This window comes from Paraburkholderia gardini, assembly GCF_907164575.1.
Taxonomy (GTDB): Bacteria; Pseudomonadota; Gammaproteobacteria; order Burkholderiales; family Burkholderiaceae; genus Paraburkholderia; species Paraburkholderia gardini.
In genome coordinates this window covers 1-12,902 of the sequence record NZ_CAJQYY010000001.1, presented here as the reverse complement: position 1 = coordinate 12,902, position 12,902 = coordinate 1, and the positions used below count along the sequence as shown (strand labels likewise).

General features: G+C 61.2%; 12 protein-coding genes. 4 read left to right on the top strand and 8 right to left on the bottom strand.

The window, feature by feature from the left end; genetic code table 11:
- Positions 1-85 precede the first annotated feature (85 nt).
- Positions 86-256 carry a rubredoxin gene (locus tag LPA34_RS00060; RefSeq protein WP_013338354.1) on the bottom strand — a complete coding sequence of 57 codons (171 nt, stop codon included), beginning with the start codon at positions 254-256 and terminating at the stop codon, positions 86-88.
- A gap of 235 nt (positions 257-491) precedes the next feature.
- Here LPA34_RS00060 and LPA34_RS00055 point away from each other — a divergent pair, with 235 nt between their 5' ends.
- Complete coding sequence (locus LPA34_RS00055) at positions 492-1,355, top strand: hydroxymethylpyrimidine/phosphomethylpyrimidine kinase (RefSeq protein ID WP_228973603.1); 864 nt, start codon at positions 492-494, stop codon at positions 1,353-1,355.
- A 161-nt stretch (positions 1,356-1,516) separates the two neighbouring features.
- On the opposite strand, the gene groL is transcribed toward LPA34_RS00055, so the two are convergent.
- The 3 genes from groL to LPA34_RS00040 form a co-directional block, all read right to left on the bottom strand.
- Positions 1,517-3,157 carry a chaperonin GroEL gene (gene groL, locus LPA34_RS00050; protein ID WP_228973601.1) on the bottom strand — a complete coding sequence of 547 codons (1,641 nt, stop codon included), beginning with the start codon at positions 3,155-3,157 and terminating at the stop codon, positions 1,517-1,519.
- Between the two features lie 54 nt (positions 3,158-3,211).
- On the bottom strand, positions 3,212-3,502 hold the full coding sequence (groES, locus tag LPA34_RS00045; protein ID WP_007178996.1) for a co-chaperone GroES: 291 nt from the start codon (positions 3,500-3,502) through the stop codon (positions 3,212-3,214).
- Positions 3,503-4,002: 500 nt separating this feature from the next.
- On the bottom strand, positions 4,003-4,146 hold the full coding sequence (locus LPA34_RS00040) for a hypothetical protein (protein WP_228973599.1): 144 nt from the start codon (positions 4,144-4,146) through the stop codon (positions 4,003-4,005).
- 441 nt (positions 4,147-4,587) lie between these two features.
- Here LPA34_RS00040 and LPA34_RS00035 point away from each other — a divergent pair, with 441 nt between their 5' ends.
- Positions 4,588-5,643 carry a Dyp-type peroxidase gene (locus LPA34_RS00035; protein WP_228973597.1) on the top strand — a complete coding sequence of 352 codons (1,056 nt, stop codon included), beginning with the start codon at positions 4,588-4,590 and terminating at the stop codon, positions 5,641-5,643.
- On the top strand, positions 5,636-6,439 hold the full coding sequence (locus LPA34_RS00030) for a family 1 encapsulin nanocompartment shell protein (RefSeq protein ID WP_228973596.1): 804 nt from the start codon (positions 5,636-5,638) through the stop codon (positions 6,437-6,439). Before LPA34_RS00035 ends, LPA34_RS00030 begins: the two co-directional genes overlap by 8 nt.
- Before the next feature lie 47 nt (positions 6,440-6,486).
- Here LPA34_RS00030 and LPA34_RS00025 read toward each other — a convergent pair whose 3' ends face one another.
- Positions 6,487-7,476 carry a LysR family transcriptional regulator gene (locus LPA34_RS00025; RefSeq protein WP_228973594.1) on the bottom strand — a complete coding sequence of 330 codons (990 nt, stop codon included), beginning with the start codon at positions 7,474-7,476 and terminating at the stop codon, positions 6,487-6,489.
- 323 nt (positions 7,477-7,799) lie between these two features.
- Between LPA34_RS00025 and LPA34_RS00020 the strand changes: the two genes are divergently transcribed.
- Positions 7,800-9,227 carry an aminotransferase-like domain-containing protein gene (locus tag LPA34_RS00020; RefSeq protein ID WP_228973591.1) on the top strand — a complete coding sequence of 476 codons (1,428 nt, stop codon included), beginning with the start codon at positions 7,800-7,802 and terminating at the stop codon, positions 9,225-9,227.
- Positions 9,228-9,266: 39 nt separating this feature from the next.
- On the opposite strand, the gene LPA34_RS00015 is transcribed toward LPA34_RS00020, so the two are convergent.
- The 3 genes from LPA34_RS00015 to LPA34_RS00005 all read right to left on the bottom strand — a co-directional run bounded on the left by LPA34_RS00015 (position 9,267) and on the right by LPA34_RS00005 (position 12,647).
- On the bottom strand, positions 9,267-10,178 hold the full coding sequence (locus tag LPA34_RS00015) for a bestrophin family protein (protein ID WP_228973589.1): 912 nt from the start codon (positions 10,176-10,178) through the stop codon (positions 9,267-9,269).
- A 68-nt stretch (positions 10,179-10,246) separates the two neighbouring features.
- A complete protein-coding gene (gene cydB / locus LPA34_RS00010; protein WP_228973587.1) occupies positions 10,247-11,254 on the bottom strand; it encodes a cytochrome d ubiquinol oxidase subunit II in 1,008 nt (335 codons plus the stop codon).
- A 4-nt stretch (positions 11,255-11,258) separates the two neighbouring features.
- A complete protein-coding gene (locus tag LPA34_RS00005; RefSeq protein ID WP_228973585.1) occupies positions 11,259-12,647 on the bottom strand; it encodes a cytochrome ubiquinol oxidase subunit I in 1,389 nt (462 codons plus the stop codon).
- Positions 12,648-12,902 lie beyond the last annotated feature (255 nt).

Genomic DNA, 12,902 nt, shown 5'->3' with positions numbered 1-12,902 from the left:
CGCACCATTGCCCGCGAATACCTCAGGCATTACGCAGCGACAGGCACAACCCAGACACACGCAACGTATCCGACCGGCGAACCGGTCAGATCTGGACCATCTCGAAGTCTTCCTTGCGGGCGCCGCATTCCGGGCAGGTCCAGTTGATCGGGACGTCTGCCCAGCGGGTTCCCGGCGCGATCCCTTCATCTGGCAAACCGGCTTCTTCGTCGTAGATCCAGCCGCAGATCAGGCACATCCAGCTTTGATATTCCATTCTTATGCCGCGTCGAAAAGTCTAAAAAGTCGGTTGAATCAGGACCATGATGGTACCGTGTTGCTGCCCCCATGCCTAGCGATCCTGGCCAGGCCCGCGCGTGATTCAGGTCAACCCGGGCATGAATTTGCACTGGCGCTCGAAAAAACGCCCTGGCATCAGATTAGGCCGCATAATTGGGGCAACCCCGGGCCACGTGCCTGGCACCCTTTTTGATCAATCCAGCAAGATTTTCATGCCCAGCGACACTCCTCCGATCGTCCTCACCTTCGGCCTCTCCGATCCGACCGGCGGCTCCGGCATCCAGGCGGATCTGATGACGCTGGCCAGCATGGGATGCCACGGCGTCTCCGTACTTACCGGTTACACCGTACGCGATTCGGCAAGCTGCGATGAGGTCACCGGTCTCGACCCCGAGGTCGTCGCCACGCAGGCGCGGATGCTGCTCGAAGATATGCCGATCGCCGCGTTCAAGGTCGGCGCGGCGACGCGTGCCGAAGTGGTGAGCGCCATCGCCGAAGTGGTTGCTGACTACGACGACATTCCGCTGATCCTCGCGCCCGACTTCACGCTCGACGACGAACATGTGCTCGCCGCCGACGAACTGCGCGAAGCCATCGCCGATCTACTCGCACCGCAAACCACGCTGCTCGTCGCCGATTTCGCCACCCTGCTCGCGCTCGCGCAACCCGATGGCGACGCCGAGGCACCGAGCCTCGATGCAGCGATCTCCCATTTGCTGTCGCAGGGGTGCGAGTACATCCTGTCGGCGGAAACGGGCACGCATCGCCTGGTCAACACGCTTTTCAGCGAAGACGGCCAGTTGCGTCAGGATATGTGGGATCGCGGCCCGAACCGCATCATGGGCATGACCGATACGCTCGGCGCGGCGATCGCCGCGTTGCTCGCCAATGGTCAGGATCCGGCTGAAGCCGTGCGCGAAGCGCAGGAGTACCTGTATCAGGCGACGCGCGCCGCGTTTCGTCCCGGCATGGGCGCGTATATGCCCGACCGTTTCTTCTGGGCACGCAGCAATGAAGACGAAGAAACGCCGCGTGCAAGCGGTAAGGGCGCGCCGCCGGACGAAGCGCGTCACTGAGCTTTTCGGCTCTTCCCCGCGCGAGACGGTTTGATGAAACAACAAACCGTCCGCGCAGAAAAAAACCCGCATTTCTGCGGGTTTTCTTTTTGGGCCGCGCATCTTTCGACGCGCTTCCCACATGTGTTCCAGACCGGGCCGCGAAGGCCCGGGAACCGGAATTACATGTCCATGCCCATGCCGCCCATGCCGCCGGGCATACCGCCGCCCATCGGTGCATCTTCCTTCGGCAGTTCGCAGACAGCTGCGTCCGTCGTCAGCAGGAGACCGGCGACCGAAGCTGCGTTTTGCAGCGCCGTGCGCGTCACCTTCGTCGGGTCCACAACACCTGCGTCGACCAGGTCGACGTACTCGCCCGTTGCTGCGTTGTAGCCGTAGTTGCCCTTGCCTGCTGCAACTGCTGCCACCACGACGCTGGCTTCTTCGCCGCCGTTCGTGACGATCTGGCGCAGCGGTTCTTCCATCGCGCGCAGCACGATCTTGATACCTGCGTCCTGATCGGCGTTAGCGCCCTTCAGACCAGCGATAGCCGTACGAGCGCGGATCAGCGCAACACCGCCACCTGCCACGATGCCTTCTTCCACAGCCGCGCGCGTTGCGTGCAGTGCGTCTTCGACACGTGCCTTCTTTTCCTTCATTTCGACTTCGGTCGCAGCGCCAACCTTGATCACCGCAACACCGCCTGCCAGCTTGGCAACGCGTTCCTGCAGCTTTTCACGGTCGTAGTCCGAGGTTGCTTCCTCGATCTGCGTGCGCACTTGCTTCACGCGTGCTTCGATCGTTGCACCTTCGCCTGCGCCGTCGATGATCGTCGTGTTTTCCTTGCCCACTTCGATGCGCTTCGCCTGGCCCAGTTCTGCCAGCGTTGCCTTTTCGAGCGTCAGGCCGGTTTCTTCAGCGATGACCTGGCCACCCGTCAGGATAGCGATGTCTTCGAGCATGGCCTTGCGACGGTCGCCGAAGCCCGGAGCCTTCACAGCAACGGTCTTCAGGATGCCACGGATGTTGTTCACCACCAGCGTTGCCAGTGCTTCGCCTTCGACGTCTTCTGCGATGATCAGCAGCGGACGGCCAGCCTTGGCGACTTGCTCGAGCACCGGGAGGAGGTCACGAATGTTCGAAACCTTCTTGTCGTGCAGCAGCACGAACGGGTTTTCGAGCACGGCAACCTGCTTGTCCGGGTTGTTGATGAAGTACGGCGACAGGTAGCCGCGGTCGAACTGCATGCCTTCGACAACGTCCAGCTCGTCCTGCAGCGACTTGCCGTCTTCGACGGTGATGACGCCTTCCTTGCCGACCTTGTCCATCGCTTCAGCGATGCGGTCACCGATCGACGAATCGCTGTTCGCGGAGATCGCGCCAACCTGGGCGATTTCCTTGTTCGTCGTGCACGGCTTGCTGATCTTGCGCAGTTCTTCGATAGCGGCCGTCACGGCCTTGTCGATACCGCGCTTCAGGTCCATCGGGTTCATGCCCGATGCGACGTACTTCATGCCTTCGCGAACGATCGATTGCGCGAGAACGGTTGCCGTCGTCGTGCCGTCGCCTGCGTTGTCGCTGGTCCGGGAAGCCACTTCCTTGACCATCTGTGCGCCCATGTTCTGGAGCTTGTCTTTCAGTTCGATCTCTTTTGCGACCGAAACACCGTCCTTCGTGACCGTCGGGCCGCCGAAGCTGCGTTCCAGGACCACGTTGCGGCCCTTCGGACCCAGCGTGACCTTCACAGCGTTCGCGAGGATGTTCACGCCTTCAACCATCTTGGCACGGGCGGAATCACCGAATACGACGTCTTTAGCTGCCATCTTCAAACTCCTTGAATTCTCTGGGATATAGCCGGGATTTCAGCGATTTTTCGCTTACTTCTGCACCACGGCCATGATGTCTTCTTCACGCATCACCAGCAGTTCGTTGCCATCGACCTTGACGGTCTGGCCAGCGTACTTGCCGAACAGGACGCGATCGCCCACTTTCACGTCGAGTGCGATCTGCGCACCCTTGTCGTCACGCTTGCCCGGGCCGACTGCGAGGATTTCGCCTTGATCCGGCTTTTCCGCTGCGGCTTCGGGGATCACGATGCCCGACGCAGTCTTGGTTTCCTGGTCAAGACGCTTGACGATCACGCGATCATGCAAAGGACGAAGGTTCATACATACTCCTCTCTGGATTGAGACTGAAGAACGCTGAGAAAACCCGGCTGGCAGGGCCAACCGGAAATGTTGTTAGCACTCTCGTGCAGCGAGTGCTAATTATATGGACGGGCGGTGACAAATTCAAGAAGGGGCGCGGGGATTGTTTCGCCAGGGGCTGCTCAGCGGGAGTGTTGTTCGTCTCGAACCTGAATCTCGCGGCGCGGCAAATCTGGATGGATCTGGATAATTCCCTTTTGAAACAGTGGCCTGCCTATAGACGCTCGCCGACGTCACACCCGATATCGATCATTTGCAGACGGCTGCCTGGCGATCGGGTTCACCGAATTTTTCTCAATGATCGCAGCCCAGGGAAATCCCTTAGCCCGCAGATAGCAGGCGATATTTCGCTTCGGATGGACGCGCGAGAACTGCAAGGATCGAGAGAACATTCCGCCGACGACTGCCCGGGATGATCGGCACGCAGCCTGGCTTCGATCCAGCGGCGTCGATCTGCAGTGTCACCGATGCATTGCCGCGGCGACGAGAACATGGAACGGTAGCGCGAGGAGCGCCGCCCCGGCGACGCCGAGCAGCCACAACGCAACGAACCATATCAGGCGTTGACGATACGTCTTTCCGGTATCGCGGCTTGTTTCAGACATCGCGTCTCCTGTCGGCCCGGAGTTAGCGCCAATCGATCAAGGTTTAGTCCATTCAGGGCAATCAGATGATCCGTTCATACCGTTTTGGAATCCATATTAATTTTTTGACCGCATCTCCTGCCCTGATAGCGAAAACGGCCCGCCTGCATCGATGGTAACGATACCGCAGGAGAAAAAGAAATCGCCGGACCCGATATGAAGTATCGAAATAAACAGTGAATTGAGAGGGGACGGCCCTGTCCCGCATCCGGACGCGTCGCAAAGCCCTTCTGCAGTTTCCATAAGACAGCCTCACGGTATAACATCTGCGAACACAACAGCAAACCTGCTTCGGTCCTTCGGAAATGTGACGCGTGTCCGTTTCAGGCTCATCATCGCGAAGCGGGAAACATTCGTTCGGCTGTTGCCGGAATCCATAACGGTTTATCAACATCCAGTCCCATGCCTAAAGACACGCCAGAATCGCAAGCCGTTTGCAATAACGTCGTCACGCGTAGCGCGATCTTCATCGTCGCGACCCTTGTGGGCGGCGATGAAGCAGCCGGCACGGTGCGCGCGTGGTGCGCGGATATCGCCGCCCTCGTGCGCTCGGTCGGCAAGCGCGTCCCCGCAGGCAACCTGTCGTGCGTGTGCGGCTTCGGCTCCGACGCGTGGGACACGCTGTTCGGCACTCCGCGTCCCGCTGTGCTGCATCCGTTTCGCGAATTCGGCGAAGGCGAACGCCACGCCGTGGGCACGCCCGGGGATATCCTGCTGCACATCCGCGCAGACCAGATGGATCTCTGTTTCGAGCTCGCCACGCAGCTGACAGGGCGGCTGCGCGACGCGGTCACCGTGGTGGATGAAGTGCATGGTTTCCGCTACTTCGATTTACGCAGCATGGTGGGCTTCGTCGACGGCACCGAAAATCCGACGGATCGCGAGGCCGCCGATTTCACTCTCATCGGTGACGAGGATCCGGACTTCGTGGGCGGCAGCTATGTCCTCGTGCAGAAGTATCTTCACGACATGACTGGCTGGAATGCGCTTTCCGTCGAGACGCAGGAGCGCATTATCGGTCGCACGAAATTGTCCGACATCGAACTCGACGCAGCGGTCAAACCGTCGTCATCGCACAGCTCGCTGACAACGCTCGAAGAGAACGGCGAGGAAGTGAAAATCCTGCGCGACAACATGCCGTTCGGGCGTCCCGGCGCGGGCGAGTTCGGCACCTACTTCATCGGTTACGCGCGTTCGCCCGCGCCGATCGAGCAGATGCTGGAGAACATGTTCGTCGGACGGCCGCCGGGCAATTACGACCGGCTGCTCGACTATAGTCGCCCGGTCACGGGTGGCCTCTTCTTCGTGCCTTCGGCCGACTTGCTCGAGGCGCTCGCTGACCGCGATCCGCAAACCGCCGTTGCCGGCCAGCAGTCCGAACCGTCTTCGTCCATCGCGCCGCATCACGACGGCTCGCTGAATATTGGCTCTCTCAAAGGAAGCTCACAGCATGAATAACCTGCATCGCGAACTTGCCCCCATCTCCCGTGCCGCGTGGTCGCAGATCGAAGAGGAAGTAGCGCGGACGTTCAAGCGCTCCGTCGCCGGTCGTCGCGTGGTCGACGTCAAGGGTCCGGGCGGCGCGGAACTGACGAGCGTCGGCACGGGGCATCAGACCACGGTCGCCTCGCCGCAGCAAGGCGTCGTCGCGAAGCTGTCCGAGGTCAAAGCCTTCGTTCAGTTGACCGTGCCGTTCGAATTGCGGCGCGATGCGATCGACAGTGTCGAGCGCGGCGCGAAAGATGCCGACTGGCAGCCGGCGAAAGATGCCGCCAAAGAGCTCGCCTATATCGAGGATCGTGCGATCTTCGACGGGTATCAGGCTGCGGGCATCGGCGGGATTCGCGAAGGTTCGTCGAATCCGTCGCTCACGCTGCCGGCCGACGTCAGCGACTATCCGGGCGCGATCAGCACCGCGCTCGAACAGCTGCGGCTCGCGGGCGTCGACGGCCCCTATTCCGTGCTGCTCGGCGCCGATGCGTACACGGCGCTTGGCAAGGCAAGCGATCAGGGCTATCCCGTCATCGAGCACATCAAGCGGATCGTGAACGGCGACATCATCTGGGCACCCGCGCTCGCGGGCGGCTGCGTGCTGTCCATGCGCGGCGGCGACTTCGAGCTGCATCTTGGCGAAGACCTGTCGATCGGCTACGCGAGCCATACCGACTCGGTCGTGCGCCTCTATCTGCGCGAGACGTTGACCTTCCTGATGCTGACGAGCGAAGCATCGGTCTCGGTGACGCAGGCGGAATAGGCGGGGTCTGTTCGAATCTGCTCGCCGTCGCCGCCGCCGTTGCGGGCTCAGGCCCGCAACGGTGATTTCAGAAGCGTGGAAACATCATCGTCGGGAAGTACGTCAAGGCAACCTGTCGCTTCGTCACAGTCGACGCGTACCCTTCCGACGATTTCCGGAATGCACGTCTTTAACATCGTCACGACCATGCGTACCCGTCGCGGCACCGGACGCTGCGCCTGGGTCAGCACGTTCAGCTCGAAAGGCAGCACGTCGAATTGCGGCAGTATGCGAACCAGCCGGCCGTCCAGAAGCGCATCGACGCACGCCGGCTCTTCCAGCACCCCGATGCCGACACCCGAGAGAATCATTTCATACATGGGCCGCCAGTGACTGGTCTTGATTGCCGTATGGATCGGCGCGCTCTCCACGACGCTCGCCACGTGCCTGAGCGGCAACTGCTCCGTGCCGAACATCCCCTGGACGCGAATGAACGGATGATTCGCGAGGTCACCCGGCCCGGTAACCGGACCGTGCTGGCTCAAATAGCCCGGCGCGGCAACGAGGATGCGCCCAACCTGGCCGAGCTGACGCGCAACGAACGCTCCCTCTCCGAGTTGCCCGAGACGGAAGGAGATGTCCACGCCCTCCGTCACGAGATCGACGATCCTGTCGTTCAGGACCAGTTCCAGATTCAGTTCGGGCCACGCTGCACGAACCCGCGTCAACGCCTCCGGCACGACCGTCTCGCCAAAGCAGTGCGGCGCCGCGATGCGAATCGTTCCCCTGAGAATCTGCCCGTCGTTCGACACTTCGGCGACCGCCTGCTCGACGGCGCCCAGAATCTTCCTGCTGTGCTCGTAGAAGGTGACGCCTTCGGGCGTGCAGTTGAATGCGCGTGCGCTACGGAGCAACAGCCGGCAGCCAAGGTGCTTCTCGAGCCGCTCGATGCGCTCGCTCGCGGCCGGCTGACCGATGTTCAGATCTCTCGCCGCGCTGGAGATACTCCCGCGCTCGACCACCCTGACGTAAATGCGCATGGCTTCCAGCAGATTCATGACGCACAGCCTGCTTTTGCACCGCCCCGGTCTGCGGACCGCTGACGGCATGCGTCGCTTCTTCCCTTCGGTTTTACCTCTTCCATGTCCTGGCTCCAGTATTACGCGCAGCAAGGTCCCGGCATCGGGACCCTGCACCGCCTGTTCAATGGAAGAAAGAGTAAGACCGCAGGGGTAGTCGCGGAGTGCACAAATCGGGCCGCCTCGCACCAGTACAGTTCTGCTACGATCCCGGCACCGGGCGAACGCCTGCCGGTGCGAGCGCGGACAGGCCAGGGAGGCCAGTACAACTTGTCGCAACGAAACGCCAGGGGAATCGTCGGATGAACCTCTATGAGAAGCTTGCAGACGACATCGAGAAGTCGATCCGCCAGGGCGTGTACGTTCATGGCGAACGCCTGCCGTCGGTAAGACAGATCAGCCAGCAGCACCGGATCAGCGTCACGACGGCTATCCGTGCGTATCTGCTGCTCGAAAGCCGCGGCCTCGTGACAAGCAGGCCCCAATCCGGCTATTTCGTCAACTTCCAGAACGATGAGGGCGAGCGAAAGACGCTTGAACTCCGGCCGTCGAAACCGGTTCCGATTTCGTCGCCGGTCGACGTCAGCCGGCTGGTGCTTTCGACGCTGCGCTCGATCGGTGTCGACGATGCGGTGCCGCTCGGTTCACCCTACCCCGACCCGAGTCTGTTTCCATTCGACAGGATCAACCGGTACGCCTACGACGCGGGCCGAAGCAACACGCAGTGGGGCGTGACGGACGCGCTACCGCCCGGCAACGCGAAGCTCGTGCGGCAGATCGCGCGTCGCTACCTCGAGAACGGCATGGCCGTCGATCCGAACGAGATCATCATCACGGTCGGCGCGACAGAGGCGATCAATCTCTGTCTTCAGGCGGTCGCGAAACCCGGCGACGTGATCGCCGTCGAGTCGCCGACGTTCTACGCGATGCTTCATGCGATCGAACGGATGGGCATGAAGGCGATCGAGGTATCGACGCATCCGGAGCATGGCATCGATATCGAGGCACTCGCTGCGATCGTGGAGACGCAGCCTGTCGCCGCCTGCATGGTCATGCCGAACTTCCAGAATCCGCTGGGCTTCCAGATGCCCGACGAGCGCAAGCGCGAGCTGGTCGGGTTCATGACGAAGCGGGATATTCCGGTCATCGAAAACGGTGTCTACAACGAACTGCACTTCACCGGCACGCACCCCAGCACGTTGAAGTCTTTCGATACGAAGGGACTGGTACTTCATTGCTCGTCGTTCTCGAAGAGTCTGACGGAAGCCTACCGGATCGGCTGGGCGTTGCCGGGGCGCTACCGCGATCAGGTCGAGAAGCTCAAATTCCTGAACACGTTGACCTCTCCGGCGATTCCGCAACTGGCGATTGCGGAATTCCTCGAACGCGATGGTTTCGAGCATCATCTGCGAAGGGTGCGCAAGGCGTATGCGCAGCAGGCGAAGCTCATGAAGGCGACCGTCTCGCGTTTCTTTCCCGAGGGCACGCGCATGTCGAACCCCGCGGGCGGCTACGTGCTGTGGGTCGAACTGCCTCCGAAGGTCGACGCGATGCGGCTCTACAAGCTCGCACTCGACCAGGGTATCACCATCGGACCGGGCTACATGTTCTCGGTCTCCGAGACGACCTACCGCAATTTCATCCGCCTCAATTACAGCAGCCCGTGGTCGAACGAAATCGAGCAGGCGGTGATCACCGTCGGCAAGCTCGCCGCGATATGCGCCCGCTAGCGGCACGCTGGCCACTGACGGATGCGTCGATGCACCCTTTTACGTCAGTTGATAAGCGCGCACCGGTACGATCTCGTCGGGAATGTCACACCCGCACAGTTCGAGAATCGATCGCTCGATATTGCAGGTCATGGCGTCGAGCGCCAGCGCATTCGGCGCGAGACTGAACGGCTCCGCGACTTCACTGGCAATCGCTTCGAGCGCAATCAGCGTATAGGCGAAGAAGACGCAAAGCAGCGGCGTGAACAACTCCGTCGAATCGACAAGACCGAACGGCAGCAAAACACAATACGCGTAGACGGTTCGGTGAAGCAGCACGCTGTAAGCAAACGGAATGGGCGTGGACGCGATCCGCTCACATCCTCCAACGGTCTTTCCCAATTCGTTGATCTGAGCGTCGAGCATCCAGAGCTTCGTGTCCGTTATCGATGCCCGGCATTGCAGATCGGCGAAGTCGCGACGAAGCTCATTGAGAAGCACAGACGGCTTGTAGCAGGTGTGCTGCAACGCCTCGGTTCGCGTGCGCCCGAGCAGGCGAAGGAGGTCCGGCGTCGGGTCGGTTCTTCGCAACTGGTGCTTCAGCGCATAGACACTCGCAATCAGGATACGGGCCGTGGCAAGCCTGTCGGCGCTGTCCGGGACGTAACACAGCATCTGCGACGTCAGCGCCCGCGCGGCGTTCAGCAGGTTGCCCCAGAGATGGCGAGCCTCCTGGAACCGCTCGTAGCTGGCGTTATTGCGAAACGCCAGAAAGATCGCGAGCGCAAGGCCGAATAACGTGAAGGGCGCCGTATTGAGCGGCACCTTCTCGCCGAAAATACGCCCTTGCGTCAGCACGGCGAGACTGCTGATCACCCCCATGAAAATCAGCTGGGGAATAATCGATTGCAACACAGAACCGTTCCAGACAAACAGCAACCGGAGCCAGTTTTCCTTTGGCCTCACAATCATGATGTGCTCTTGTAGTGTACTGACTGGCGGATGGCCGCCCGGGTCATTCAATCGTTGCGCCGTCACCCTCAGTGGTAGCCGGCGTCCCCTTCCCGCACCTTGCCCCGGAATACGCGGTACTGCATGGCGTTGTAGACGAGGATAACCGGCAGCACGATCACCGTGCCGACCAGCGTAAACAGCTGGCTCGAGTGGCTCGACGATGCTTCCCATATCGTCAGGGACGGCGGAACGATGTTCGGCCAGATGCTGATGAGCAGGCCGCTGTAGCCAAGAAAGCACAGTCCGAGCGTGAGAAGAAAAGGCGTCGCCTCATACCGCAATCGCAGCGAGCGGAAGATGCCCCACACACAGGCGATGACAAGGATCGGCACCGGCAGGAACCAGCCGAGATTGCCGCTTCCGAACCAGCGGTGCGCCACCGCCGGCAATCCGATCACGGTCCACAGACTCACAACGGCCATCACTCCGAGCAGAACGCCCACGAGCGGCCGCATCACCTCGCGCATCTTGCGCTGCAGCTCGCCTTCGGTCTTCAGGATGAGCCAGCCGCAGCCGAGCGTCGCATACGTGAAGAGCACGCCGATCCCGCAGAACAGGCTGAACGGCGAAAGCCAGTCGAACGGGCCGCCGGCGAAACGGCCATCGACGATCTTGATGCCCTGCAGCAGCGACCCCAGCACGATGCCCTGGCAGAGCCCCGCGAGCGCGGAACCGCCAATGAAAGCAAGGTCCCACGCGTGCTGGGTCCGGACGGCCTTCGCGCGCAGTTCGAAGGCGGCCCCGCGGAAGATCAGGCCCACGACCATCAGGATCAGCGGCAGATAGTTCGCCGGCAGCAGCGTCGAATAGACCACCGGGAACGCCCCGAAAAGCCCCGCGCCGCCGAGCACGAGGAACGTCTCGTTACCGTCCCAGACCGGTGCGATGGTGTTGAGCATCACTTGCCGGTCGCCCTTAGCCTCGAAGAACGGGAACAGCAGGCCGATGCCGAGATCGAATCCGTCCAGCATCACGTAGATGAAAACGCCGAGTCCGATGATCGCGGCCCACACGACAGGAAGATCGATTTGCATGGTGTCACTCCCCTTCCAGTGCGTCGAGCGGGCGATTGTTCAATATCGGATGCCGGCGGGACTTGCGGCCTTCGATATGTTCTTCAGGTCCGCGCTTCATCATCTTCATCATGTAGTAGAAGCCCATGCCGAACACCAGGAAATACACCAGCACGAAGATCAGCAATGAGACCCCTGCCTGCTGGGCGCTAATCGGCGAGAGCGAATCTTTAGTACGCAAGACACCGTAAACCGTCCAGGGCTGGCGGCCGACCTCCGTCGTGATCCACCCGGCCAGTAGCGCCACGATTCCGGAAGGCCCCATGCACAGCACGAAACGCTGATACCACCGCGTCTCGTAGAGGCGTCCGCGCAGCCTGAGCACGAGGCCGACGAGCGCCGTCAGCAGCATCAGCATGCCGAGACCCGCCATGATCCGGAATGTCCAGAACACGATCGGCGAATACGGACGGTCCTGCGGGGGAAACTCCTTGAGACCACGGATTTCTCCGTTCCAGCTATGGGTCAGGATGAGGCTGCCCAGGTGCGGTATCTGGATCGCGTAGCGCGTCACTTCCGCATCCATGTCGGGCAGACCGACCAGATTGAGCGCGGTGCCGCCTTTCTCGGTGTCCCACAGTCCTTCGATCGCCGCGATCTTGGCCGGCTGATATTCGCGTGTGTTGAGGCCATGCGCATCGCCCACGACAATCTGTATCGGCGTCAGGAAAAGCAGGATCCACAGCGCCATCGAAAAACTGCGCGTGACGGGTTTGTCGCGGCGGCCTTTCAACAGATGCCACGCGCCGCAGGCGGCAACGATGAAACCCGCGACGATGAATGCCGCGATGGTCATATGCGCGAGGCGATACGGAAACGACGGGTTGAAAATCACCTTCATCCAGTCGACCGGTACGATACGGCCATTCTCGATGGCGAATCCTTGCGGCGTCTGCATGAAGCTGTTCGACGCGAGAATCCAGAACGTGGAAATGAGCGTGCCCGCCGCAACCATGAGCGTTGCGAAGAAGTGTCCGCGTGGACCAACACGTTGCCAGCCGAACAGCATGACGCCGAGAAAGCCGGCCTCGAGAAAGAACGCCGTCAGCACTTCATAGGTGAGGAGCGGCCCCGTGATGTTGCCGGCAACGCTGGAAAATCCGCTCCAGTTGGTGCCGAACTCGTAGGCCATCACCACACCCGAGACCACCCCCATGCCGAAGCCGACCGCAAAGATCCTCGACCAGAAGAGAAACATCTCTTTGTAGGCGACGTCGCCGGTCAGCAACCAGCGCCACTCCAGCACGGCGAGGAAACTGGCCATGCCGATGCTGATCGCGGGAAAAATGATATGAAACGAAACCGTGAACGCAAACTGCAACCTGGCAAGGTGGAATGCATCGAAGATTTCCATGATTGGTCAATGGCTCCAGGTGACAACAGCATTTGCGTAAAAACGGACGCCATGTGGCGACGGGACGACCGCGCGCCTCATCGAGCGCGATAACACACGCTCTGCTGGACAACAGATTGAACGGGAATCGCACGCATGTGCGGCAATGCGGATACGCGATCGCCGCCGGATGTTTCTGGCAGGACAGCGTGCCCGTCCGGCCTGTGTATGTCGTGGCGGGGGAACCCCCGGGGGGGGCGCGGGGGGGGGGCCCCG